At 39.4% G+C, this 25,085-nt stretch carries 29 protein-coding genes; 15 read left to right on the forward strand and 14 right to left on the reverse strand.

Going from position 1 to position 25,085, the window contains the following annotated elements; translation table 11 throughout:
• Nucleotides 1-456: 456 nt before the first annotated feature.
• The 3 genes from AC106S_RS23690 to AC106S_RS23700 all read left to right on the forward strand — a co-directional run bounded on the left by AC106S_RS23690 (nucleotide 457) and on the right by AC106S_RS23700 (nucleotide 3,097).
• The gene (locus tag AC106S_RS23690; protein ID WP_482442495.1) at nucleotides 457-1,632 is read left to right on the forward strand and encodes an aspartate aminotransferase family protein; all 1,176 of its coding nucleotides are present in this window, start codon (nucleotides 457-459) and stop codon (nucleotides 1,630-1,632) included.
• Nucleotides 1,633-1,823: 191 nt separating this feature from the next.
• Entirely contained in the window at nucleotides 1,824-2,210 is a 387-nt protein-coding gene (locus AC106S_RS23695; protein ID WP_101239698.1) for an START-like domain-containing protein, read from the forward strand.
• 77 nt (nucleotides 2,211-2,287) lie between these two features.
• Nucleotides 2,288-3,097: an aminotransferase class IV gene (locus AC106S_RS23700; RefSeq protein WP_482442433.1), complete on the forward strand. Its 810-nt coding sequence runs from the start codon at nucleotides 2,288-2,290 to the stop codon at nucleotides 3,095-3,097.
• 83 nt (nucleotides 3,098-3,180) lie between these two features.
• On the opposite strand, the gene AC106S_RS23705 is transcribed toward AC106S_RS23700, so the two are convergent.
• The gene (locus AC106S_RS23705; protein WP_482442434.1) at nucleotides 3,181-3,762 is read right to left on the reverse strand and encodes an N-acetylmuramoyl-L-alanine amidase family protein; all 582 of its coding nucleotides are present in this window, start codon (nucleotides 3,760-3,762) and stop codon (nucleotides 3,181-3,183) included.
• A 108-nt stretch (nucleotides 3,763-3,870) separates the two neighbouring features.
• Entirely contained in the window at nucleotides 3,871-4,419 is a 549-nt protein-coding gene (locus tag AC106S_RS23710) for a YqgE/AlgH family protein (protein WP_482442436.1), read from the reverse strand.
• A gap of 24 nt (nucleotides 4,420-4,443) precedes the next feature.
• Between AC106S_RS23710 and pdxH the strand changes: the two genes are divergently transcribed.
• On the forward strand, nucleotides 4,444-5,085 hold the full coding sequence (gene pdxH / locus AC106S_RS23715) for a pyridoxamine 5'-phosphate oxidase (RefSeq protein WP_482442438.1): 642 nt from the start codon (nucleotides 4,444-4,446) through the stop codon (nucleotides 5,083-5,085).
• Between the two features lie 299 nt (nucleotides 5,086-5,384).
• Here pdxH and AC106S_RS23720 read toward each other — a convergent pair whose 3' ends face one another.
• Complete coding sequence (locus AC106S_RS23720; RefSeq protein ID WP_062702846.1) at nucleotides 5,385-5,675, reverse strand: HU family DNA-binding protein; 291 nt, start codon at nucleotides 5,673-5,675, stop codon at nucleotides 5,385-5,387.
• A gap of 399 nt (nucleotides 5,676-6,074) precedes the next feature.
• Between AC106S_RS23720 and panD the strand changes: the two genes are divergently transcribed.
• The 8 genes from panD (at nucleotide 6,075) to AC106S_RS23760 (ending at nucleotide 13,594) form a co-directional block, all read left to right on the forward strand.
• Nucleotides 6,075-6,425 (forward strand): aspartate 1-decarboxylase, encoded by a 351-nt coding sequence (panD, locus tag AC106S_RS23725; RefSeq protein ID WP_027379879.1) that lies wholly within the window; start codon nucleotides 6,075-6,077, stop codon nucleotides 6,423-6,425.
• Nucleotides 6,426-6,428: 3 nt separating this feature from the next.
• Nucleotides 6,429-7,511: a lysylphosphatidylglycerol synthase transmembrane domain-containing protein gene (locus tag AC106S_RS23730; RefSeq protein WP_482442440.1), complete on the forward strand. Its 1,083-nt coding sequence runs from the start codon at nucleotides 6,429-6,431 to the stop codon at nucleotides 7,509-7,511.
• Between the two features lie 189 nt (nucleotides 7,512-7,700).
• A complete protein-coding gene (locus AC106S_RS23735; RefSeq protein WP_482442441.1) occupies nucleotides 7,701-8,276 on the forward strand; it encodes a TerD family protein in 576 nt (191 codons plus the stop codon).
• 20 nt (nucleotides 8,277-8,296) lie between these two features.
• Nucleotides 8,297-8,971 carry a TerD family protein gene (locus AC106S_RS23740; protein ID WP_482442442.1) on the forward strand — a complete coding sequence of 225 codons (675 nt, stop codon included), beginning with the start codon at nucleotides 8,297-8,299 and terminating at the stop codon, nucleotides 8,969-8,971.
• Nucleotides 8,972-9,059: 88 nt separating this feature from the next.
• Nucleotides 9,060-9,698: a vWA domain-containing protein gene (locus AC106S_RS23745; protein ID WP_482442444.1), complete on the forward strand. Its 639-nt coding sequence runs from the start codon at nucleotides 9,060-9,062 to the stop codon at nucleotides 9,696-9,698.
• Between the two features lie 21 nt (nucleotides 9,699-9,719).
• A complete protein-coding gene (locus AC106S_RS23750; RefSeq protein ID WP_482442445.1) occupies nucleotides 9,720-10,763 on the forward strand; it encodes a TerY-C metal binding domain-containing protein in 1,044 nt (347 codons plus the stop codon).
• A 13-nt stretch (nucleotides 10,764-10,776) separates the two neighbouring features.
• Nucleotides 10,777-12,078: a PP2C family serine/threonine-protein phosphatase gene (locus tag AC106S_RS23755; RefSeq protein WP_482442447.1), complete on the forward strand. Its 1,302-nt coding sequence runs from the start codon at nucleotides 10,777-10,779 to the stop codon at nucleotides 12,076-12,078.
• Nucleotides 12,079-12,082: 4 nt separating this feature from the next.
• A complete protein-coding gene (locus tag AC106S_RS23760) occupies nucleotides 12,083-13,594 on the forward strand; it encodes a protein kinase domain-containing protein (RefSeq protein WP_482442448.1) in 1,512 nt (503 codons plus the stop codon).
• A 612-nt stretch (nucleotides 13,595-14,206) separates the two neighbouring features.
• On the opposite strand, the gene AC106S_RS23765 is transcribed toward AC106S_RS23760, so the two are convergent.
• From AC106S_RS23765 to tyrS, 3 genes are all read right to left on the reverse strand, one after another.
• Nucleotides 14,207-14,656 (reverse strand): GNAT family N-acetyltransferase, encoded by a 450-nt coding sequence (locus AC106S_RS23765; RefSeq protein WP_482442449.1) that lies wholly within the window; start codon nucleotides 14,654-14,656, stop codon nucleotides 14,207-14,209.
• Between the two features lie 210 nt (nucleotides 14,657-14,866).
• Nucleotides 14,867-15,073: a hypothetical protein gene (locus AC106S_RS23770; protein ID WP_482442450.1), complete on the reverse strand. Its 207-nt coding sequence runs from the start codon at nucleotides 15,071-15,073 to the stop codon at nucleotides 14,867-14,869.
• Between the two features lie 175 nt (nucleotides 15,074-15,248).
• Nucleotides 15,249-16,445 (reverse strand): tyrosine--tRNA ligase, encoded by a 1,197-nt coding sequence (gene tyrS, locus AC106S_RS23775; protein WP_482442452.1) that lies wholly within the window; start codon nucleotides 16,443-16,445, stop codon nucleotides 15,249-15,251.
• Between the two features lie 313 nt (nucleotides 16,446-16,758).
• Between tyrS and AC106S_RS23780 the strand changes: the two genes are divergently transcribed.
• Nucleotides 16,759-16,947: a hypothetical protein gene (locus tag AC106S_RS23780; RefSeq protein WP_482442454.1), complete on the forward strand. Its 189-nt coding sequence runs from the start codon at nucleotides 16,759-16,761 to the stop codon at nucleotides 16,945-16,947.
• Between the two features lie 53 nt (nucleotides 16,948-17,000).
• Here the strand turns inward: AC106S_RS23780 and AC106S_RS23785 are convergent, their stop codons facing one another.
• The 4 genes from AC106S_RS23785 to AC106S_RS23800 all read right to left on the reverse strand — a co-directional run bounded on the left by AC106S_RS23785 (nucleotide 17,001) and on the right by AC106S_RS23800 (nucleotide 19,584).
• Nucleotides 17,001-17,582, reverse strand: coding sequence for an NAD(P)H-dependent oxidoreductase (locus AC106S_RS23785; RefSeq protein WP_482442455.1), 582 nt, complete (start codon nucleotides 17,580-17,582; stop codon nucleotides 17,001-17,003).
• 74 nt (nucleotides 17,583-17,656) lie between these two features.
• Complete coding sequence (locus tag AC106S_RS23790; protein ID WP_482442456.1) at nucleotides 17,657-18,475, reverse strand: helix-turn-helix domain-containing protein; 819 nt, start codon at nucleotides 18,473-18,475, stop codon at nucleotides 17,657-17,659.
• Nucleotides 18,476-18,484: 9 nt separating this feature from the next.
• Nucleotides 18,485-18,964 carry a GNAT family N-acetyltransferase gene (locus AC106S_RS23795; protein ID WP_482442457.1) on the reverse strand — a complete coding sequence of 160 codons (480 nt, stop codon included), beginning with the start codon at nucleotides 18,962-18,964 and terminating at the stop codon, nucleotides 18,485-18,487.
• Nucleotides 18,961-19,584: a TetR/AcrR family transcriptional regulator gene (locus AC106S_RS23800; protein WP_482442458.1), complete on the reverse strand. Its 624-nt coding sequence runs from the start codon at nucleotides 19,582-19,584 to the stop codon at nucleotides 18,961-18,963. Before AC106S_RS23800 ends, AC106S_RS23795 begins: the two co-directional genes overlap by 4 nt.
• Before the next feature lie 89 nt (nucleotides 19,585-19,673).
• On the opposite strand from AC106S_RS23800, the gene AC106S_RS23805 reads away from it, so the two are divergent.
• Nucleotides 19,674-19,808 carry a hypothetical protein gene (locus AC106S_RS23805; protein ID WP_482442459.1) on the forward strand — a complete coding sequence of 45 codons (135 nt, stop codon included), beginning with the start codon at nucleotides 19,674-19,676 and terminating at the stop codon, nucleotides 19,806-19,808.
• A gap of 3 nt (nucleotides 19,809-19,811) precedes the next feature.
• Nucleotides 19,812-20,186 carry a hypothetical protein gene (locus AC106S_RS23810; protein ID WP_482442460.1) on the forward strand — a complete coding sequence of 125 codons (375 nt, stop codon included), beginning with the start codon at nucleotides 19,812-19,814 and terminating at the stop codon, nucleotides 20,184-20,186.
• A 5-nt stretch (nucleotides 20,187-20,191) separates the two neighbouring features.
• Here the strand turns inward: AC106S_RS23810 and AC106S_RS23815 are convergent, their stop codons facing one another.
• The 4 genes from AC106S_RS23815 to AC106S_RS23830 all read right to left on the reverse strand — a co-directional run bounded on the left by AC106S_RS23815 (nucleotide 20,192) and on the right by AC106S_RS23830 (nucleotide 25,046).
• Entirely contained in the window at nucleotides 20,192-20,833 is a 642-nt protein-coding gene (locus tag AC106S_RS23815; RefSeq protein ID WP_482442462.1) for a hypothetical protein, read from the reverse strand.
• 34 nt (nucleotides 20,834-20,867) lie between these two features.
• The gene (locus AC106S_RS23820) at nucleotides 20,868-23,240 is read right to left on the reverse strand and encodes an outer membrane beta-barrel family protein (protein ID WP_482442463.1); all 2,373 of its coding nucleotides are present in this window, start codon (nucleotides 23,238-23,240) and stop codon (nucleotides 20,868-20,870) included.
• Nucleotides 23,241-23,786: 546 nt separating this feature from the next.
• A complete protein-coding gene (locus tag AC106S_RS23825; protein ID WP_482442464.1) occupies nucleotides 23,787-24,404 on the reverse strand; it encodes a hypothetical protein in 618 nt (205 codons plus the stop codon).
• Between the two features lie 168 nt (nucleotides 24,405-24,572).
• Complete coding sequence (locus tag AC106S_RS23830) at nucleotides 24,573-25,046, reverse strand: VOC family protein (protein WP_482442466.1); 474 nt, start codon at nucleotides 25,044-25,046, stop codon at nucleotides 24,573-24,575.
• Nucleotides 25,047-25,085 lie beyond the last annotated feature (39 nt).

Genomic DNA, 25,085 nt, shown 5'->3' on the forward strand with positions numbered 1-25,085 from the left:
CATTACCTTTAAACCGATCGTTTGTATTGAAGAAAACATTCATAAAATCTGTCCGATCAGCGAAGCAGGAAAACGGATAAGCATTTTTATGATAGATAGAATTTATCAATAGAGCTGAATTTAGTCCGCCTGAATAATAAAAAAATCCACTGGCTTTAGCCAAAACTTATACATTAAATCCTGTGAAATCTCCGGAATCTGTCGGAAATTAAAATAAATAATCTGAATCCAGGTTAAGGAGCTGAATATAAAAAAGGCTGAAAGATAGAAGTAGGGTGGAAGTTGCTTTTAGTTAGAGATACTGAAAATATCCCTCTTCCATTCTCCCATCAAAATTACCCGGCCAAATGAAAACTTTTTGTCGGAAAAATCAGGATCACTGATCTTTTTACCCCATTAATTTTAACATCTGATGAATGTTTTATAGCTTTGCTGAAATTTTTTGAGACAATGGAAATGCAAAAAGATTTTTTTATATATCAGGCACAAACCACTCAGTTTGCAGCAGGTTTTGAAGTTGAAAAAGCAGAAGGAAGCTACATCTACGGAACAGACGGAAGAAGATACCTGGACTTTGTAGCCGGAGTTTCCGCCAATACCCTGGGACATTCACATCCTAAAGTAGTAAATGCCATTAAAGAACAGGCAGATAAATACCTTCATGTAATGGTATATGGAGAATATGCTCAGGAAAAGCCTGTGGAACTTTGCAAACTGCTTGCCGAAGCAACACCGGATCCGCTGGAAGTTACCTATCTGGTTAACAGCGGTGCAGAAGCAATCGACGGAAGCCTGAAACTTGCCAAAAGATATACGGGAAGAGAAGAAATAATTTCCTTTAAAAATTCCTATCATGGAAATACACATGGAGCACTGAGCGTATCCGGCAATGAGTATCATAAAAGAGAGTTCCGCCCTTTGCTGCCGATGATCAGCTTCATAGAATTCAATAATGAAAATGAATTTGATAAGATCACAGAAAAAACCGCCTGTGTAATTATGGAAACCATCCAGGGGGCAGCAGGATTTCTGGTTCCGGCAGATGATTATCTTGTCAGACTGAAGAAAAGATGTGAAGAAGTAGGGGCCCTTCTTATTTTAGATGAAATTCAGCCTGGCTTCGGAAGAACCGGGAAACTTTTCTCTTTTGAACATTTTGGAATCGTTCCGGATATCCTTGTTATGGGAAAAGGAATGGGGGGAGGGGTTCCCGTAGGAGCTTTCATGAGTTCTGAAAAAATTATGAGATCCCTTTCACACTCTCCAAAGCTGGGGCATATTACCACTTTCGGAGGCAATCCGCTGATTGCAGCAGCCAGTCATGCTACTTTAAAAGAGGTTCTGGAAAGCGGCCTGATGGAAGAAACAGACGGAAAAGAAAAACTCTTCAGAGAACTTCTGGTTCATCCGAAGATCAAAAATATCAACGGAAAAGGCCTGATGCTGGCTGTGAATCTGGGAAGCCCGGAATACACCCTTGAAGTGGCTAAAAAATGTATGGAAAAAGGACTTATTGTCTTCTGGCAGCTTTACAGAAACGAATACCTCAGAATCTCACCTCCGCTTACCATTTCAGCAGACGAGATCAGAGAAGGCTGCCGGATTATCCTCGATATTTTAAATGAAGATTAAATGCTGATTATCTCTCCATGCGGAGAGATTTTTTTATGCTTCACATGGTAATTTTTTCCCCTGAAAATGAAGGCTGATACGGATTTCTGATCTCTGATAAATATCATACAGATTATGTAAAAAAGTAATTGCTTTTTTGTGTAATAAAAAAATTAATTTATATATTGCGGGACGATAAAAACAAAGATTATATGGCGAAACATAAAGTCCATTACGAATTTCCAATGCATTGTTTATCAGAGATTTTGTATGAATATCTGGCAACTGCAGAGGGGTTGTCTGAATGGTTTGCGGATGAAGTAACAGAGAAAGGCGATGACTTCTTTTTCAGCTGGGGCGGAGGACCTGCCGAAAAGGCCACTTTGATCAGATATAAGCCTGAAGGTTTCGTCCGTTTCAGATGGGAAGAAGACGAAGGAACAAAGAACTTTTTTGAAATGACTATCGTGATAGATGATATTACAGAAGATCTTTCTTTAAATATCACCGATTTCTGCGAAGAAGGAGATGAAGAGGAAAACGCAATGTACTGGGAAAACCTGATAGAAAACCTTAGAATAAAACTGGGCGCGGCATAAGCCGGATGCTGGTAAATGGTAAAACTGATGAACGATTTATCGTTCATTATTTTTTTGTAAATAAATCACATCAAAAATTGGAAAATCAATATTTTACATCAGACGAATTAAAGATAAAGAACAGAGCGTTCCTGATGGGAGACGCGGTAAAGGTTGCTTTCTTTGTGAGAAACGGAGAACTTATCATGGATGAAGAATGCTATTTTTTCCTGATGGCTTCCATGAGAAAGATGAGAATGAATATTCCTCTCACGTATACCCTGGAATTTTTTCAGACCCTTTTTCATAAAGATATTATTACCGGAAAGGGAGTACAGAACGGAATTATCAGTTTTCAGGTGTTCAGGAACAATGATGAAATCACTCTGGCAAAATCTTCAGTTTCTTATTTCTATGAAGTGACAGAAATGGCCGATGTCCTTGCTGTTCAGCAGAGACCACTGGAATTGGATCTGATTAAAGAAATCAATGTAAACAATAATCTCTTAAGTAATATCAGAGTACACTGCCCTGAAAATATCTACGGTGGAATTTATGCTCAGGAAAATGATCTTGATGACGTGATTCTGCTCAATCCCAATAAAAGAATTGCCCGTACCACTTCCGGAAATCTGTTGTTTTTAGAAGGTAGTGTCATTAAAGTGCCAAAGCAGACAGAAGGAGCCTACATCTCTCCTTTGATGGAGAATTTTGTAACCTTCCTGCACAAAAATAATCTCGCAGATATTCAGGAGCATGAGATTATTGCTTTTGAATCCCAGAAAGCAGAAGAAATTTTAATGATTTCAGACGAAAAGGGAATATTCTCTATTGGAAAAATAAGAAATAAAACTTTTGAAAGCAGCCGTTTCCTGGAGATGGTGGAAAGCTGGAAAGGAAGTTTATAAAAATTGACAAACCCGGTAAACAACAAAAGTTCCACAGTCCTTTACCGGGTTTTATTCTGAATAAATCAGAAATTGTATTTTATCTAGTATTCGCTGATGATTTCAGTGAATTTCTGAGCAATCTCTTTTTGTCCTTTTTCGCTGGTGATATATTCCCTGTCTTTGGTATTATTAATAAAGCCAAGTTCTACCAGTACGGTGGGAGCTTTTGTTTCCCTTAATATATGAAGATTACGCTCTTCAACTTTACGGACGTCAAACTTTTGAGATATTTTTTGAGCCAGCTGTTTCGAAGTTTCTGTACTTTGAACAAAAACCTCGGTTCCCTGATTGGGAGACTCCTTTTGAGGACTTCCGTTAACGTGCAGAGAAATGACGATTTCCGGATTCAGCTTATTGATCATTGCTGTTCTGTCGGAAAGACTAGGATACGTATCAGAATCCCTGGTAAGAATTACCTCATACTGACCCTGATTGTCATTAAACTTTTTGATTTCTTTCGCGATATTGATCGTAATATCTTTCTCAGCAATGTTTCCGTGAACAACCCCGTTATCATTTCCGCCATGACCGGCATCAATAACAATAACCTTTTTACTCACAGGTGTGAAAGATAAAAATGCCGTAGAAAATGCTGATAAAGCCAGTAGTTTGATTCCTCTCATTTTCAGTGATTTTAGGTTTTTCAAATAACGGGAATTCTTTCTTTAAAATTGGTTAACGGAATCTTAAAATTTGTTAATGTTTTTAAAGCCTATTGAATAGGTTTTCAGCTAGTTAAGAGAAATGTCTTCGGGGGAATTTGCCCAAAGCAGATATTCACCGCCGAGGTTCTGCATGATTGATTTCCATAAGGTCTGATCATTGGGAAGCGTGTAGTCCAGGTTATAGACATCCACAACGGTCCACATCTTTCTCTGAACCTCCTGATCAAGCTGTTCCGAGGCCCAGCCGGAATATCCGGAAAAGATTTTTACATCCTCAATACTCAGTTCCTTGCTGAGGACAGCACTGATGATGTTCTCAATATCTTCCGTTAAATAAAAATCAGGAGTGATCTCAGAATAGAATTCCGTTACCTTTTTGCCTTTTACAATGAAAAATACTTTGTCGTTCTCTACCGGCCCGCCGTCGTATACCTCTATTTTGAAATCAAAGAAATTGTTGAATCTGTTACTCATCTGGCGGTTTCTTTTATTCAGGATCAAACCGAATGCACCGCTTTCATTATGCTCAATGATAAGAACCACCGATCTGGAAAAAATATCGCCGGAAATGTCAGGGGTGGAGATTAATATTTTACCTTTGTATGAGTAATTCATACTCAAATTTAATAAAAAATATCTATGGAAAACCTGCACGATAAAAGAAAAGTGTACGAGAAATCCCAACTTATTGAAAGTGAGATAAAACAAAATCCTATTGAGCAGTTCAGAGACTGGTTTTTAGAGGCAAGTGAGAGTCCCGGGATCTCTGAAGCCAATGCTATGGCCGTTTCTACCCTGGAAGAAGACGGCTGCCCGAGAACAAGGATGGTGTTGCTTAAAGCCTATACCCATGAAGGATTTATTTTCTATACCAATTACAGCAGCAGAAAGGGAAAAGCCATAGAAAAGACCCATAAAGCCTGCCTGCATTTTTTCTGGCCGAATCTTGAAAGACAGATCATCATCAAAGCCGATCTTGAAAAAGTAGCAGGGAACCTTAGCGACGGATATTTTCATTCCAGGCCGAAAGGAAGCCAGCTCGGAGCAGCCGTTTCACCACAGAGCCAGGTGATCCCGGACCGTGAATTCCTTGAAGAAAAATTAAAACAACTGGAAAAGGAATACGAAAACAGAGAAGTTCCGAGGCCCGAAAACTGGGGAGGATACCTTGCAAAACCTTATGAAATTGAATTCTGGCAGGGCAGACCCAACCGTCTTCACGACCGGATCATCTATCAGTTGGAAAATCTGGACTGGAAGATTTCCAGACTGGCCCCGTAAATAAATTATAGAAATTAGTTAATCACGAAACCTTAGATTGAAGGAATAAACATGTATAAGCTAAAGGTATAAAACTTTAACAAAGTAATATAGAGCCTTGTACTTCAAAGATAAGCGAAGCGGCCTTGCCGGTCTTAAAAACATTCAGCTGTTATTCATTCCTGTTTACCTTAGCGGTTAATACGGAAATCTCTCCAGCTATTTGCGCTTTGTTAATGATAAAGAGTGTTTTATTCTGTTTAAACGATAAAAAAAGACCGCTTCCTGGAAGCGGTCTTTACATTTTGTAATCTGAATGATTATTTTTTCTTAGCACCGGAAACTGCATTGGAAAGATCAGCTCCAGCTTTGAATTTAGCAACTTTTTTAGCCGCAATTTTGATCGGTTTCTTAGTTGCAGGGTTGATACCTTGTCTAGCCGCTCTCTCAGCTACTGAGAAAGTTCCGAATCCTACTAAAGAAACTTTTCCGTCTTTTTTCTTCAGAGTAGTCGTTACATTAGAAATAAAAGATTCTAAAGCAGCTTTAGCTGCAACTTTGGTGATTCCTGCATCTTTTGCGATTGCGTCGATTAATTCAGACTTGTTCATAATTTTTAATATTAAAGTTAGTTCGTAATTATAGCAAATATAATACTATTTTCTATTTGTGCAATTTTTTTCTTAAAACTTATAAAATTTTTTTAATTTTTGATGAAAACAGTCAAAATATGATAATTTGGTTTTTCACGAAAAATCTACGTTACAGGTTACTAAAATCATGCCAAATGCTTATGTGCATTGACTTTAGCAAAAATTTAATATTAGTTCGTGCATTTATTAAATCCTAAATTTTGTATAAACTATTAATTTTTTTCATCATATGTTTGATGATTTTATAAGTAATTTTCAAAAAGCTTGTGTAATTTGAAAATAAACCCCTGTGTTTGTGGGACTTTTAAAATGATTGCAAAAGTCCGATTTATGAATTTTTATTAATAAATTTGCAGTATGTTAATAGAAGTTTTCAAGTCTAAGATCCATAGGGTGAGAGTTACCGCCTCAGACCTTAATTATATTGGAAGTATAACGATTGATGAAGATCTTATTGAAGCTGCCGGCCTGGTAGTGGGAGAAAGGGTCTATATTGTCAACGTAAACAACGGAGAGCGCTTTGATACCTATGTGATCAAAGGAAAGAGAAAATCTGGGGAAGTATGTCTTAACGGGCCTGCTGCCAGAAAAGTTCAGAAGGATGACATCATCATTATCATCGCTTATGCACAGATGACTCCCGAAGAGGCTAAAACATTCCAGCCGAAAATCGTTTTCCCGGATGAAAAAACAAACCTGTTGACGTAATCTATGGAGAAGAAATCAGCGAATCCATTAAAATCAATACTCACAATAGTAATATCGCTTGCTTTTGCAGGCTTTTTTTTATGGCTGGCTTTAAGAGGACTCGATTTTAAGGTGATTCAGAAATCCCTGGCGAAAGCCAACTACCTTTGGGTGCTCTTTGCTTCCGTTTTCGGTATTCTGGCCTACTGGTTCAGAGCGGTCCGCTGGAATCTGATGCTGGAGCCTATGGGACACACAATCTCCAACTCCAATTCCCTTTGGTCCATATCATTTGGTTATCTGATGAACCTTACCATTCCCCGAAGTGGCGAACTGGCCAGGGCGACGGCCTTATATAGCGTGGAAAAAGTTCCCGTAGATAAATCTTTCGGAACAATTATTCTTGAAAGAGTGGTAGACCTTATATGTATGTTTGCGTTTTTGCTTTTAACCCTGATTTTTAAGTTTAATGCAATCAGCTCTTTCTATGATTTTGTAACGGATAAAAAAGATGAGAAAGAAAAATTTGTTCCTAATTTTTTTGAGAAACAAATGATGAAGTTGGGAGTGAACGATTTTGATTCCTTTTATTTATATATGAAAATTGCTTTGGTAATATTGGCTCTGGCAGGTTTAGGGCTTCTTTATAAATATAAGAAAGAAAAGCTGGTCAGTTTTGGAAAAGGAATTCTTCAGGGGCTGACAACTATTTTTAAACTGAAGCAGAAAGGAAAATTCATTCTTTATACTTTAGGAATCTGGATCTCTTATTATTTTGCGGCCTATCTGGTGTGCTTTGCCCTTCCGGAAACCTCAGATTTTACTATTGCAGATGGGTTTTTCATCATTGTGGTTGGTACTTTGGGGATGATTATTCCTGCGAGTGGAGGCATCGGCGCATTTAATCTGGCAATGAAGTACGGATTTATGGCTCTGTTTATTTCAATGGGGAAAAGTGCAGATCTGGGAGGTGAAATGGGACTTACCTATTCATTTATTTCACTGCCGCTTCAGATTACCATCATGCTGGTCATGGGGCTTATCTCTATTCCTATGCTGGCAAGAGCAAGAAATAAGGCCGTTTCCGACAAAGAATTCAAAAATTAGATCACTGTATTTTAATACGGTATAATATAGAGTCCGGTTTCTAAACCGGACTTTTTTTATGTCCGCGCAGCCTGTAAAATGAAACTTTATCTGTTTTATACTGTGACATTTATTTTTTTATGTATAAATTTGGTCAATTCACAAATCAAATCTATCTTAATCGAAAAATAATTAATAATCTAAAACACTATGGCAATTAATTTACAGAAAGGACAGAAAATCGAAATCGGACTGACTAAAATGACGATAGGACTGGGCTGGGACCCGAATGAAGGAACAGGATTCGACTTTGATCTGGATGCTTCTGCTATCATGATTGACTCCAACAGAAAACTGGTAAGTGAGGAATGTTTCGTATTCTATAATAATCTGCAGTCTCCGGATGGGGCTTTAACGCACACAGGTGATGACCCGAACGGTAAAAACAGTGACGGTGACGATGACGAAGCCATCATTGTAGATCTTGAAAAAGTAGATTCCAGAGTAGAGGAAATTCTTTTCGTAGTAACCATCGAAGATTTTGAAAGAAGAAAACAGAACTTCGGACAAGTGAGAAATTCTTATATCAGAATTGTTGATAACAGCTCCAATCAGGAAATCGCAAAATACGAACTGGATGAAGATTTCTCAATAGAAACAGGCGTAGAATTCGGAAGACTGTACAAAAGAAGCGGAAGCTGGAAATTTGAAGCTTCGGGAATCGGTTACAGAGCAGACCTCGGATTCTTCCTTGAAAAATATTATAACGGACAAATCATTAAGTAAAAATAGATAAAACTATAACTATGGCAATTAATTTACAAAAAGGTCAAACCATTGATTTAAGAAAAAATGACCGGGGAGAAAGTGTGTATGACCTGTCGAAAGTAACGATCGGTTTAGGCTGGGACGTCAGAAAACAGGGCGGAGGTTTCTTCGGAAAGCTATTCAGTAAAGAACCGGAATACGACCTTGATGCAATCGCATTTCTTTTAGATGGCAACGGAAAAGTAGCCAATCTCGGAAAAACAGTTCAGACTCAGGACGGAAGGCAGATCGCTCTTTATCAGGGAGATGTTGTTTTCTTTAACTCTATGCAGCATCCAAGCGGAAACGTATGGCTTACCGGAGACAACAGAACCGGAGCAGGAGACGGAGACGATGAGCAGATCATTGTAAAACTGGATCAGCTGGACGAAAGCTACCAAAAAATCCTTTTCCTGGTAACCATCTATCAGGGAAGACAGAACAACCAGCACTTCGGAATGATTGAGAATGCCTTCATCAGAGCCGTAGATGCTAAAGGAAAAGAAATTACCAAATACAGCCTTTCCGGAGATTCAAGTATGAACGGAATGTGCGCAATGGTCTTTGCAGAAGCTTACCGTCATAACGGTGACTGGAAATTCCGTGCAATAGGAGATCCTCACCCGACAGATAATTTTATAGAAATTCTGAAGCAGTACGCATACAACAATTAAATAAACCTTCTATATAACTTAAAAGCCGGCAGAGAACAGTAAAATACTTCCCTGCCGGCTTCAGAATTAATATTTGTCTTACAATACAATGACCAGAAGATTATTAGCATACTTTTTACTGGATACCTCCGGTTCTATGAACGGAGAGCCTATCCAGGCACTTAATAACGGGTTCAACGGGCTGATCAGCATGCTTAGGGCAGATCCCCAGGCTATGGACAGCCTTCACCTGAGTGTCATCACTTTCGACAGGGAAGTTAAAAATATCATCCCGCTGATTGATCTTGCGAGTTTCTACCCGATGGAAATCACCTGTCCGGACAGTGGTCCTACCCACACGGGAGCCGCATTGGAAATGGTTTCCGAACTCGTTCAGAAAGAGCTGGTAAAAGGTTCCGCAGACGGAAAAGGAGACTGGCAGCCGTTACTGTTTATATTCACCGACGGAAAACCGTCTGATATTCAGAAATACCGGCAGATGATCCCCGTGATCAGAGGACTTGAATTTGGTGCTATCGTAGGCTGTGCAGCAGGACCTAAAGCAGATGAACAGTTTCTGAAAGAACTTACTGATCATGTGGTAAAGCTGGATACAACAGATGCAATTACGCTTTCTTCTTTCTTCAGATGGGTAAGTTCTTCCATTACACAGGGAGGGCATTCCCAGAATACAGGAGAAAATGTCACGCTTCCGCCGCCGCCTTCAGAGCTTAATATTATTATTTAATTACGTCTTTACACTATAATCATGAGAAGACTGCCGATTTATTTTTTGGTTGATGTCTCCGAATCTATGGTAGGAGAACCTATCGAACAGGTACAGGAAGGTATTGCCAATATCATCAGAGAATTAAAAAAAGATCCGTATTCATTAGAAACGGTTTACATTTCAGTGATCGGTTTTGCCGGAGAAGCTGAAGTTATTACTCCGCTTCAGGACATCATCAGCTTTTATCCTCCTAAAATTCCGATCGGAAGCGGAACTTCACTGTCCCAGGGGCTGATCAAAGTAATGGACTGTATAGACCGGGATATTGTGAAAACTACCTATGAAAGAAAAGGAGACTGGAAACCTATTGTTTTTCTGTTTACAGACGGGGTTCCGACAGACGATGCTACCAAAGCGATAGAAAGATGGAATACCAAATACAATGGAAAGGCCAATACCATTGCCGTATCTATCGGGGAAAATACCAATTACAAACTGCTCGGTTCCTTAGCTGAAAACGTATTGCTTTTCAACAACTCCGATGAAAATTCCTATAAAGAATTCTTCAGATGGGTGACAGATTCCATTAAAACGACCAGCCAGAGTGTAACCGAAGCCAATAAAGAAGGTATCAATCTTTCAAAGATCGATTCTGTTATTCTGGAAAAAGTAGATCCTGAAATGGAACAGAAATTTCCGGATAATAACTTTGTGGTGCTGAACGGAAAATGTTCGGAAACAGAAAAACTATACCTGATGAAGTTCAAAAAAGCTTTTACAGATTCAGGAATTATGGGAATGTCCACCAGGTATTACAAGCTGGATGGTGCCTATAAAATTGATGAAAAAGCATATATGAGACTTTCTTCATCTCAGAGAAACAACCTGAAGATTTCCATTGAAGAACTGCAGGGCGGAACGTCCTGTCCCCACTGTGCCAATCCTATTGCACTGGCTACCTGTTCCTGTGGAGGAATTCACTGCCTGAAGGGAGAAGGATATAACAAATGTCCCTGGTGCGGAACATCCGATCACTACGGATTCTCCAGCGGAGGTTTTGATATAAACAGAACATTGGGCTAGCATCAGAAACAATATGGGCAGCATTTTTTTTAACCATAAAGGGAACGGAGAAGAAGAGGAAGATCCGAAGAAACCTTCCGGAAATGAAGAGATCAGACAGAAAAAAATGATCTCCAACGAGAAAGAAGAGTTCAGGGATTCTTATCTGGTCCTGAAAAATGCCACATCCAGGCAGTTCTACGAATTCAGTTTTGAGATGGATGATTTTCCCAATATAAGAATCAAAGCGATCGGAAATATTGAGGAAACCGGACTGAAATTTGAGGAAAACAGAATTACCGGAATTCCGAGAGGCGGCAATGTCTATGATCTGGACATCGAATACTGCCATATCCGGGACGAAAACTGTTCAGATACAAAAAGAGTTCAGCTGTATGTAAATGCCGATCCCAAAGACCTCTGGAAAAATATTCCGGGTGATACCAATGCTGTTTTCTACAAGCCGGATGAAGTTTCACTGAAAGGAACTTTTCTGGATAAGAAAATAGTAGCAGCTTCCAAAAGAGGCCGCTCACATGCACATGACGGACGTTTCAGGGAAGATGATTTTGCTGTAAATGAACTTTCCGGAGGATGGAATATTGTTTCCGTATCGGATGGAGCCGGATCCGCAGAAATGGCCAGAGAAGGTTCCAGGCTGGCCGTACATTCAGTGAATGCGTTTTTTGGTTCGGAAGCAACACTGAATGAGCTTGAAAAGAATATAAAGATTATTTATAATGCTGCGCCCGGAGTACATTCGGAAGCAGAAAAGAATATTACCGGAATCCTTTCTGAAAGCGTAAAGGAGGTATATAAAGCTTTGGATAAAACAGCCTCAGAACATTCGCTGTCCATCAAAGATTTCCATGCCACGCTGATCTTTGCGCTGGCTAAAAAGTTTGATTTCGGATATATTTTCCTGACCTTTGGAGTAGGAGACTGCCCGATCAATCTCATCAGTCCTGATTTTTCCGAAGTAAAGCTCTTAAACCGGATGGATGTGGGAGAATTCAGCGGAGGTACCCGTTTTATTACCATGGATGAGATTTTCAATGATCAGATGATTTCCCGTTTCGGAATGACCTGTGTGAATGATTTTTCCTATCTGGTATTGATGACCGACGGGATTTACGATCCGAAATTCATGACGGAAAATAAACTCGAAGACCTGGAAAGCTGGAAGACTTTTTTTAGCGACCTCAACGGAAATAATGATGACCGTGCAAAGGTTGACTTTATCAACGATGAAGATATTGACCGCCAGCTTCTGCAGTGGGCTGATTTCTGGAGCAGAGGAAATCACGACGACAGAACCCTGGCCATAATCTATTAAAAACATGAAAAAGACCGTTAGGGTTGTCTCTATCTTAGACTCAGCCAAATCTTATGAATATGTAGATGAAAATCCCATCCGCGGAGGAGTAAAAGATGTTTACTTTTCTCCCGGAAGAGATTACGTCGTAGCCTTCTACCGGAATCCTATCGATGCCGGGCAGAAAGAACGTATCATGCGCATCGTATCTACCTATCTCGGAAATATACAGAACGGAACCTCATCAGAATACTTTTTGAACGAAATATTCAGATGGCCGTATGATATTGTGGAAAAAGGAAAACTTACAGGAATCGTCGTTCCTGTGTATCATAATAAATTCTTCTTTGCCAAAGGATATATCGGTTCAGATAATATCCGGGGTGAGGATAAAGTGGGAAAATGGTTTACCTCTCCCATGTTCAGAAACCAGCAGTATCCGCTAAGACTCGACCAGTCGGAGCTCGGTGACTGGCTGAGCTATTTTCAGATCGCCATCAATATCAGCCGGGGCGTAAAAAAACTTCACCAGATGGGGCTGGCTCATTCCGATCTTTCTTATAATAATATCCTGGTGGATCCGGTAACGAAATCAGCCTGTATCATTGATATAGACGGATTGGTAGTGCCGAAACTATTCCCTCCGGAAGTAATCGGAACCGCGGATTTTATCGCTCCTGAAGTGCTGAAGACCAAACATCTGAATATTCAGGATCCCGGAAGACACCTGCCCAATCAGAAAACAGACCTCCATGCCCTGGCAGCCCTGATCTACATGTATCTGCTGAGAAGACATCCGCTGAGAGGCGGAAAAATATGGGACCTGGACTCTGAAAAAGATGAAATACTCTCTATGGGAGAAAAAGCGACGTTTGTAGAACATCCTGAGGATTCTGTAAACCATGTAAAACCTGACCATCTGAAAAAATGGGAAACATTCTGGGGAGATCCTCAGAAAATTCCATATACCATTACCGGGCCTTATCTTTCCGAACTGTTCAAAAAAGCTTTTGTAGAAGGACTTCATGAGCCTATAAGACGCCCTCTGGCCAATGAATGGGAAACAGCCCTGCTGAAAACCGTAGACCTGATACAGCCCTGCCATAATCCGGCCTGTACGGAAAAATGGTATGTCTTTGATAATACCAGCAATCCTAAATGTCCGTTCTGCGGTACTCCTCACCGGGGAACGCTTCCTGTACTGGATCTGTATTTTAAATTTGATGATGAGGTATGGAAACCGGAAAACCACAGATTGATGGTATATAATAACCAGTATCTTTTCAAATGGCATGTCTCCCGGAAAGTAATCCGAAACGAAAATCTTACGATGCAGGATAAAATGCCCGTAGGATATTTTACCTTTCATCAGGGGAAATGGGTATTGGTGAATCAGAGCCTGACTTCCATGAAAGACGTTACAGAACAGAAAGAAATTCCACCAGGGTCTATGACAGAACTTACAGATGGCAAAAAGATCCTCTTATCCGCAGAAGAAGGAGGAAGGCTGATCTATGTAACGCTGGCGAATCAATAATGTTTCATATTACTATTCAGGCGGATTATCGTTCAACTCTATTGAATAAATTCTGCAAACTACATTAAACGATTTTTAGAGGAGATTTTTATGGTCTCGCTGATTTTGCAGATTATGCAGATTTTTGTTGGAAAAACGCAAGGTCGCAGGAATTATTTTATAAGTTGTATAAAGGCGCAGTGATTTTATCTCCGATAAAATTCTTACCGGCGAATATATAAAAATCGTAGATTTTTAAGGGCTTTCTGTGCGTAAGCATTTAAACTTATTGATACTAAAGTGTTAAAATTCTTCTGTGGTTAAATATTTCCCACAGATCACTCAGGTTTCACGGATTTTTGTGGTTGGTTTATTTCTTCATAGATCACCCGGAATATTTTATGGTCTCGCAGATTCTGCTGATTGAGCAGATCTGTTTTCATTCCAATAAAAAATCGTAGATTTTTAAGGGCTTATGTGAACTTCTATGCACAAAGTTTTTAAACTTAAAGCCATCTAAAGTGTAAAAAAAATGCACCTTTTGGCTACTTCGAACCTTCGGTTTGTGGATAAAATAATTTCCCACAGATCCCACAGATTTTTGTGGATGCTCTTCCGTAGATGGTGAAGGTTTTATGATTTTTTCTCCCCTGAAAATTCCATAAAATAAGAATGTTCATCCTCTCCAACGATTTCAAATCCTAATGCGGAATATAAGTTCTGTGCCTTATTGGTTTTCAAAACGCTCAGTCCTGCTGTTTTTCCTGTTTCTGAGGCTTCATCAAGAATATCTTTCAGGATTTTTTTTCCAAGCCCCCGGCCCTGCATTTCCGGATCGATCTGCAGCTGAAGAACTTCTGTTTTCTTTTCCATCCGGTCTATTTTTAATAATCCGACAGGGCGATCGTGCAGGAAAATAAGATGGGCTTTATCAAACCTGTAAAGAACTCTTTGCAGAGTAGCCTCACGGTCAGTCGGCAGGCCGGATTCTGCATAATGGGGATTCATGGTTTTCATTCTCAGGCTGAGAAGAAAATCAATATCGGTTTCATCGGCTTTTTTATAGTGAAGATCAGGATTCATTGTTTTATTTTTTATTCATCTTACAGATACAATTGCAGTACCATTAACAGGAATCTAAAATAACGATTCCTGTATTTTTATCAGCATTAATCTTAGATTTCATAGCCAGAGCCTGCAGAAAAAAATCATAAGCCCTGCATACCGTTTGTGTGGCGGTATTATCCGGGGTAAACATCTTTTTCAGGAATTCAAATTCAAATTCATTTTCTTTTACGAGAGGGCTGCTGTCCGGATTATTTTTAATGTCCCGAACAGTTTTTTCTTCATCCTCAGTAAAAGTGTACTAAAACCTTCCAGTCTGCTGTCCGGAATCTGTTTTGTAAGCACGATCATATAATCATTGAATTTCAGAAAATTTTTTGAATCCGGATGGAAACCAATGTTTTCATTCACTGCTTCATCAGTGGGGTCTATCATTCCGTTACCGGATTTTCAGCTCCGTAATGGTCTGCCCATACAATTTCATCCTCTCTGATTTCCGTATCAACGTTCTGTAAAGTTCTTTCTGAACGGGCAGGAAAATTTCTTTCGTAGTCATTGTTTTTCTTTGATTCAACGCATATATTGAAATTATTCCTGCATCCCGAGCATTTTATACCAGTTCAAAAAAACTTCTTTTCCCGATTTTGATCTTCAGTTCTTTTTTCAGTTCAATGTCCTGTTCCGGATCTGAAATTTTTATATCATCGATCTGGACACCTCCATTTTGAATCAGTCGCCGTACAGCAGATTTGCTGAGGTCATTTTTTAACTGGTGACAGAGCTCAACCAACGAAAGTATATCCCGGTGTTCCAATGATTCTATGAAAACCTGTTCATAGACTTTCTTCTCAAAATTTTTATTCTGAAACTGGTTTTTAAAAAACTCTTCTGCATGCTCTGCAGAAACTTCATCATGGTATTGGGTAATGATATTTTTAGCAATGATCTTTTTAATGTTCATAGGGTTTTCGCCGTTTTCTATTTTCAATTTCAGACTGTTCTTTTCTTCAGGGGTAAAATCAGTGGTAAGATCAATAAATTCAGGGATAAGGCTGTCCGGGACCGACATGGTTTTTCCGAACATTTCATTCGGCCCGTCAGTCAGCCCGATTGTATTGTTGAGAGATTTACTCATCTTCTCCTTTCCATCGAGACCTTTCAGCAGCGGCATGCATATAACGATTTGTGCGGGCAGATCATGAACTTCCTGAAGCTGTCTGCCCATTGTACAGTTGAAAAGCTGATCGGTACCGCCCATCTCAATATCACATTCAATTTTCACCGAATCAAATCCCTGGAGAATAGGGTAAACAAGCTCATGCATGGCGATCGGAGTATTTTCGGTAAATCTTTTGCTGAAATCGTTTCTGTGCATCAGCTGGGCTACGGTCACTTTAGACATCAGCTGAATCACTTCCGGAAAACTCAGAGTGTCCAGCCAGTCGGAATTGAATACAATTTTGGTTTTCTCAATGTTTAATATTTTCGAAAGCTGGCTGATGTAGGTGTGTGCATTATGATTTACTTCTTCAGCCGTCAGTGGTTTTCTGGCTTTATTCTTTCCGGTAGGGTCACCGATTCTTGCGGTAAAGCTTCCCACCACAATGATTACCTGATGATCCAGATCCTGAAACTGTTTCAGTTTTCTGAGAACCACTGCATGGCCCAGATGAAGATCAGGAGCCGTAGGATCGAAGCCCAGTTTGATGATTAATTTCCGGTTTTCCTTTTCAGCCTGTTTCAGCTTCTGTTCCAGCCCGTTTTCCGGAAGGATGATGGCTGCATTTTCTTGTAATGTACTGATCATGTTGTATTAATTTTAAAAATGAAAAAGCCCGGACACTATTGTCCGGGCTCTATATAATTGATTAGAATAGTCTTATTGGATCACAGATATAGAAGGTCTTCCCGAACGGCTGGCCGGGGAGTAATACTCACTGAAGAAAGGAAGACGCAATATGCTGTTCAAATGTTTCATCTGTACTGTAAATATAACAGTTTTTCGTGTTATTCCAATATTTAAACCATTAAGATGCCTTGTTTGGGAACAAGGAAGGTAAGATTTTAGCAAAAAAACTTAAAAATTTTGATCATTTTACCAATCCTAATGGTTTAAAATAATGGTTCAAAACAATTTTACTTGCCATTCTTTCAGCGAATACCATGCCATAAAATATCCATCTCCGAAACAGAAAAAAATAAGAGAGGGAAAAATACTTCAGGATAACAGGACGGCCGGAAGTTGGGAGCAGAAAGAAGGAAGTTATGAAGCCACCCATAATATGTGTTCATCTTTTAAGATCATCTGATATTACAGTGGATTTTTGTATCTGTGGCTAAAAGTAACTTCCTGTTTTCAGCACTAAGCGTACCGGAGATAAGTATTCCGGATCTGTTCTGTCCAGATCTCCACATCACCGGAAGAAGCCCGGTCTGCTTTGTCAAAGAAGAAATGGCGGATGATTTCAAAACCGGAATATATAAAGATACCGCCGTCGGAAGTCAGTGAAAGGGCTTTATCCATTCCCATGCGTTCATATTCTTCATTTGATTTCCCGTGGGTATTGATCACCACTGCTTTTTTCCCTTTTAAAAGTCCTTTCTGCACTCCGGAATCATACCGGTAGGCAAAACCATAGCTGAAGACCCTGTCTATATATCCTTTCATAATGGCAGGCATTCCGGTCCACCATATGGGATAAATAAACGTAATCTGATCTGCCCAGGAAATATGCTCCTGTTCAGTCTGCACATCTTCTGAAGCTTTCCCGGCCCGCTGTCCCTGCATATCTGCTAAAGAAAGAACCGGATCAAATCCTGTCCGGTAAAGATCCCTTATTCTGATCTCATGATTCTGAGATTCAAGACTTTCAGTTATGGTCTGTAAAAAGTGGTGGTTTAAACTTTGCTCATTGGGATGAGCATAAATAATCAGATGTCTCATTGCTTTATCTTTTTAAATGAATGAAACAAAAGTAGAACAGCGGAACTTTTAAAAATTGTAAGAAAACGAAATGCCTATTCCGCCCGGGGATTGCAGATGTCCTTCTGGAATTTCAGATACTGGGTAGGAGAGAGGTTCAGGTAATGCCTGAAATCATGAATGAGCTGGCTCTGATCGTAATAGCCACATTGGTCAATGATGCTGAACCATTCCGGCTGATGTCGGTCTTTAATATTGTTTTCAATGAGATGAATCGCTTTTAAGAAACGGGTATACCGGGAAATTTCTTTTTGGGTGTAGCCAAACTGTTCTTTCTGTTTGCGCTGAATATTTCTTTCAGTCTGGCCGGTTTGCCCGGCTATGGTTTTTATCGGATTTAAGGATTCATCATCGAAGCTGCTTAAAAGAAGTCCTGTGATGTCCTGTTCCGGCAGGTAAGGTCTGCAGAATTCCAAAATACATCTCACCTGCTCTTCAGGAGACGGAATTTCTGAAATAATGTGCCAGAGGCCTGTGAAGCAGTTTTCTTCCAGAAGTTCATCAGGATGTATTATCCGGTTCTTTTCTATCATTACCTTCCCAAAGAATCTGAAAAATGCATCATCTTTGAAATTGGCAACCAGTATGGACGTTTCCGGGGGAAGTGTATAGACAAAAGATTGCCTTACCGGCCCGAAGACCATGCACTGATCCACAGTTACTGTATGGTCTTCCTGTGTCTGCATGACCGCATTTTTCCCAAAACAGAATAACAGAATAGTCTGATAGGTGGGAAGAAGAGTTTTGGTAACAGGGCAATCGGAAGACCGGTTCGCCGCGAAATAGAAATGCGAAAATACTCCGGTGAATTCTTCGGGAACTTTGATTTTATATTCATGGTAAAACCCGTTCATGATATAGCTTTAAAAAAGTTTTTTCTCCATTTTATAATTGGTGAGTTTTGTTCCTCTTACCGGAACAGACTGCTCCCGGATGATGTGAAAGCCCATTTTTTCAAAGAAAGGTTTTGCCGTTTTGCTCACATCTGCGGTCAGGAAAGGTTGTTTCTGTCTTACGGCTTCCTGCTCAACCCATTGATAAAGCTGAAAAGCTGTTCCCTGATTCTGAAAATCTTTATGCACAAACAGAAGGTCAATATAATTTCCCTGATCAAGACTAATGAAACCTGCGATTTTCCCATGAGATACTGCAATCAGCACATACTGGTTTTCAATCACTTTCTGCCACCGCATTTCATTCTCAGCTCCCAGTCTCCAGGCTTCAATCTGTACATTATCATAATCTTTGCTGCAGATATGGGTGATGGTTTCTGCAAAAAGCTGCTGCATTTCCGGAAGGTCACTGCTGTTTCCTTTTCTTATGCTGAAAACCGGCCGATTCATGATGTGATGTATTTCTTTTCGTAAAGTTTCTGCTGCTCTTCATTCAACAGAGGATAAAAAAGATTCATCTGAATAAGTACGTAATATTGTATAGCCTGTTCTTTATCAAACTTAAAGGCAAGGCTGTTATGAGTGATCCAGTTATCTGCAATGATGAAGATCTGCGTAGTCAGGCTCTGAAGAATAAAGTCCGGAATGTTTTTTCTGAAAACCCCGCTGTCCTGAAGGCCCTTAAAAATGAACTGAAATTCTTCTTTTCTGCTGACGTTGATTGATTCGTACTGTGATTCTATCTCAGGGATTTCTTTTAAAATATCAACAAAATTCATGAAAATAAAGCGGAAGGAATAAAATATTTCGTAAGTGGATAAGGTAAACTGATAAAGATCTTCCAGCGTTCTGTTTTCTTCCTTCTTCATCCTGTTCAGCACTTCATCCATCTTTAAAACCAGATCAGAAAAAAGGATCTTCACAAGGTCTTCCGAATGTCTGAAGTGATAGTGCAGGTTTCCCGGACTGATATTCAGGTCTGCTGCAATATGCCTGGTAGTGATGTTGTTATAGCCCTTTTCGTTGAAAAGATACAGCGCCTTATGCAATATTTTATCCTTTGTTTTCATTAGTCAAAGATAAGAGAGTTTGAATCATATTTCAAAATTAGAACATTTGTTCTAATTTTAGTATATTTGTATCTCAAAATCAGACCGGCATGGAAGGTAATAAAATGTTCGACTACGAAAATTCAGGAAATAAAGAGGCAAAAGGAGGAAAAGATATGCAGGAAACAATGGTTAAAATCCTGCAGCTGATCATTGGGTTTATTATGGCTGTTCTCCATATGTAAAGGATGAAAGATAAGGTTGCTTCCTATGGATTTTTATCGGGGCTTGCTGTCTGGATTCTGATTGTCTTTTTAAGAAAGAAGGGGATCATCATTCCTGTGATCAGTAATCATTTTACAGATTTTATTACGGTTCCGATGTATGCTTACCTGATAGAATTCATCATGAATAAAGTAATGGGATACCGCTGGAAGCCGGATCTGAAGTTTATTCTTACTTCGGTTCTCTACCTTTCGCTGCTGTTTGAGGTGGTATGCCCGGCTGTTTCAGAGCGGTTTACGGGAGATCTGCTGGATGTTCTTGCTTATCTGGCGGGAGGAATGATTTATTATTGCTTTAAAATTGAAAGAATTAAGAAGAATGACACGGGAACTGTATGAGCACTTTACCAAACCGTTTCATAATCCTTTTCTCCGGCATTTCCGGTATACGATGCATACGGATAACGGTCTTTTGTTTTCAGGCTGAATTCACAGCAATATCCCTCAATAAGTTCTGCTAATACAGCTGAAAAATCTCCAGACAGCTTATTGAATTCCGCAGGGAGACGGGAGAACCTTTTTTTCAGATCGTTTGTTTTGTAGATTCTTTCTGTACGGTAAATAGAGTTTCCTATCACTTCAGGAATGATGAAGCCGGTTTTGTATTTTCTTAAAACAGAGATCAGCTGATCTTCGTGGTGTATTTTTTCGATGATCAGAGTATATTCTTTGTCATACTGATAGTCCGGAAGTATATTTTTAATGATCTTCTCCCGGTACAGTTTCATCCTGGTTTCCTCAATGGCCTCCGCATAAGAATATGAACCGGAATAGGGAAATATCCGCCCGTCTGCCTTAACCAGAACAACCGGCCCCGGCCCTATCTGCATATCCCGGGGATTCAAAGTCTTTAGATATAGATCAGGCTGATAAGAAAAGCAGAACACGTCTTCATACTCCTCTATGCTTTTGGGAGGAATATCAAATCCGGGTCCTGCTGTTTCCTGAATATATTTCCGGGCAGCTGCCAAATAACTTCCATTCAAGGCTTTAATTTTTTATTAAAAATAGCAAATATGTTTAATTATTACCTCCTGCTCTGCTGGATTCTTCAAATTTTACCTGTTTGGTAGCTCCTTTTACATTGTTGTTTCCGAATTTATAGGTTACAGAAAGATAGATATTCCTTGTAATTCCCTTGTAATAATATTCTACATTGTAATTGGGATAATATTCTATTCCTTTTGAACGGTTGGTATTCAGAAAATCATTGACATAGAGGTTGATCAGGAGTTTTTTATCCATCAGGTTCAGCTTCATTCCCGTGTACAGGGAAGCATTGGCAAAATAATGGGTATTACCGTCCCTGTTGGGAAGATTGCTCCACAGGCCAAGCATTAGGGTCAGGGTTTTGTCTTTATTCAGGAAGAAATTATTATCCACGTTAAAGTTGGCACTGTATCCGGCGGGAGCGGAAACCGCATCAGGATCGTATGACTTTGATCTGGCATAATAACCGTTCACAAAAATATTGGATTCCAGCCATTTCAGTTTATTGTAATTATAGCTGATATTGATTCCGGCCTGGTCTTCATTATAAAAATTTTTCACAATACTGTATTTCAGGTTGCCTTCCACATACTGAATCCTGTCCCAGTTATCTTTATTGTAATTGTAGTATAAGGTGACATTGAAGTTGTTGTTCAGGACATACCCGAATTCAAAATTATCGGAAAAAGAGGGGAGCAGATAAGGATTCCCGGTATTGTATTCAAAATCTGAGGTATAAAACCGGAAAGGATTCAGATTTCCGAAATAAGGACGCGAAATTCTCCGTGAATAGTTCAGGGAAAAAGTATGGTTTTCGTTGGGTTTATAGCTGAGATAGGCGGTAGGGAAGAATTTTCCGTATTTGATCTTCGCTGAGGAATCATCATTCATTGAAATACCTTCCAGGGAAGTATACTCGTAACGCAGCCCTGCTTTGGCATCCCATTTTTCATTGATTTTAAAACCGGCAGAGGCATAGGCTGCATAGTTCTGTTCGTTGTAGAAAAAGGTATTGGTTTTTTTCGGGTTGATGAGATATTCATTGTTTTTAATGTCAAAGAAATTAAATTCAGAGTCATTTTTGATTTTGGTGTATTTCAGTCCGGCTTCTGTCTTTATTTTGGCGAAACTTTTCTCCAGATCGGCCTGTCCGGAATAAATGCGGTATTTGCTGACCGGATTTACAAAGGTTGAGCTTGTCTCTGACGTAATTGTATTATAAAAGTTTCTGGCATTGGCATCATTAATCAGCATATTGGCTGTAAGATTCAGTTTGCTTCCCAGCGAATCCAGTTTGAGGTCATAAAATGCTGTGGCATTATGAACATTCCTGCGGTTTTTGTTCCTGAAATTGGAGTTTACGTTCAGCAGTCCCTCTTCATTGAAGATGACTGTTTTACTTTCTCCCTGTTCCAGAGGATCACTGAAAGAATAATTGTAATTGAAACCGATCAGGTTTTTATCATTGATTTTATACTCTCCTTTTGCATTGCCGCCTTTATATCTGTAATTATTGGAGCTGATATTGTCGGTATTCCAGTAATTGTTAGCCGTAGTTCCCGTCAGATAATTATAGGAATGATTTTCCCAGTAATTGTCCCCTAAGGAAAGGTTGGTACTCAGGGAAAGCTTTTCTCCCTGATAATTGAAAGCGGCACCGCTTCTTGTGGAGGTTGCCGGTCTTCCGCCATAATAGCTTCCGGAGGTCTGAAGTGAACCGTTCCATCCCAGGCTGGTATTTTTCTTAAGAACAATATTGATCAGTCCGCTTTTCCCTTCTGCTTCGTATCTGGCCGGCGGTGTGGTAATCACTTCAATTTTTAAAATATCATCGGACCGTAGTGTTTTCAGATAGTTGATGAGTTCCTGCCCGCTCAGGTTCAGCAGTCTGTCGTTGATCATAACGGCAACATTGCTTTTTCCGGCAATGCTTATGGCATCATCAGTGGCTCTTACCATCGGGGTTTTTGCCAGTGCTTCCACTGCATCTATTCCCTGTGAAGCTACGGAATTCTCTACATTGAAAACCAGCCTGTCTACTTTTCTTTCAAAGAGTTTTTTCTTTGCAGTAAGGGTTACCCCTTCTATTTTCTGTTCAGGAACAGGCACTTCTTTAAGCTGTATATCTTTTCTGGAGTTTCCTTTTACCGTAATTTTTTCACTGTTTGTTTTTATACCGTCCCTGATGATTTCCAGCAGATAGTCTCCGTCTTCCTTCAGCGGAATTCTGAATATTCCGTTCTCGTCTGTGATCGCGGAAAATTTAGCGCTGTTTCCGGAGATAATGACTTCAGTTTCCGGAGAGGGTTTATTTTGTCCGTCGGTGATGGTTCCTTCAAGGCTCTGCGCAAAAAAGAAAGAAGAAGAGATGAGACAGGAAAGAATAATGAGCTTTCGGTTCATGATTATTTTTTATACATGACAATTCATGAGATGATGTTATTACATTTCCCGGTCTTTTTTTTTAGAAAGCTGTTTAAACTTTATTAAACCACAACCGTCACAAAAGATTAACATTTAAGATCAATAAGTTTAAATGCTTTGAGTGTAGAAGTTCACATAAGCTAAAAAAATCTGCGATTTTTATTGGAATGAAAACAGATCAGCTCAATCTGCAGAATCTGCGAGACCATAAAATATTCCAGGTGATCTACGAAGAAATAAACCAACCACAAAAATCTGTGCAGCCAGTGCGATCTGTGGGAAATTACTTTAACCACAACAGTCACAAAAGATTTTTGTCCTCCAGACAGCTTTAAGTTTAAATACTTACACATAGAAGTTCACATGACCTTAAAATCTTTGATTTTTTATTCTTTTGAGAGCTTTTATCTTGTCATAACTGTACAGGTTGCTCTTGTTTCTTTTGATTACGTTGAACTTCGGTAGGTGATTAAGATTAAAAAGAGTTTTTAGATTAAATAGCAGCAGAGTAAGAAGTCACAACGTTTATTGTTCAAGCTTGATGATGGAACCTTTGTAAAACCGGGTGAGGTCATAAAGATCTTCAAAATACCGCTGCAGTTCGGGGTGGTTTTCTATTTCCGGATTTTTTTTTAACTGATCTTCAGCGAAAGTGTAGAGGGTAGGATGGTCCGTTTTTAAATAATGGGACAGCATGTGTACACTTCCTTTTTCCTCTGAAGCCATATTGGTGAAAAATATTCCGTAGATCAGAAACTGGTTGAAGTTCCGGGAATCCATGATGAATTCCAGATTTTGCTGTGAAAAATTTTCGTAACCGGAGAGAAGCTGCTGGAAGCTTTTCACCCTGTTTTCATGGGAAATTTCATAGAAGAGGTCAATTCCATTGATGAAAAGCTGTGTTTTGGTTTCCTCCATATCGGAAGGGCAGAGACTGCTGAACCATGCAAAGATGGTGGAAAGCTCGTCTTTGGTAAGATTTTCAACCGAATCCTTTACCTTTTTCCTGATGATCTCAAGACTTACCCTTGCATCATCCGGCAGGAATTGCATCATCTGATCTTCCTCACGGCTGATCTTATTATACAAATTGATCCTGGCAACAGTAGGGTTGGGTTTTATGAAATAAAGTTCATCTGCCATATGTTATGCATAGCTTGGTTTTTAGGGAACTATAACCTTTTTCTATGAACTAAGGTAAAGAAAATTTTTTCATGATCTTATAATTTTAATTAATTTATTCCGTGAAAAGTGTAAATTAATATTTCCCGATTCGGGTTGGTTTGAAAAGGAAATGTCATACGGAAAGAATTATTTACTTTTCAGGGTTTCATGTAATGCAATTCTGTTTCCTTCCGGATCTTCAAATTCAGCTACGGCAAAGCCGTTCTTCTGATCTGCTTTTTTCGGATAGAGTATCTTTCCGCCATGCAGAACTGCTTTTTCTAATGTGTGATCTATATTTTCTGTTTTAAAATAAATAATAACCCCTTCTTTACTGGGTTTATAAACATCTCCTCTGGCCAGGGCTCCTGTAATGCCGCTGCTCTTTTCTTCAAATGGGAAAAGGGCCATATCATAGCCGTCTATCATTTCTTTTTCAAAGCTGAATCCGAAAACAGAGGTGTAAAACAGTTCGGCGCGTTTCAGATCAGTAACCGGAATTTCAAAATAAACTACGGGATTCGAGGGGTTCATATGGATATCTTTCGGGTTGCATGAGATCAGTAATAGCACGGGAAGAACGAGTGGTAAAAAGCTTTTATGCATAATAAGTAATTTCATAGTATTGTGACCGTTTCCAGTTTTCATTTTCCAACGCAT

This window comes from Chryseobacterium sp. FR054 (assembly GCF_056844565.1).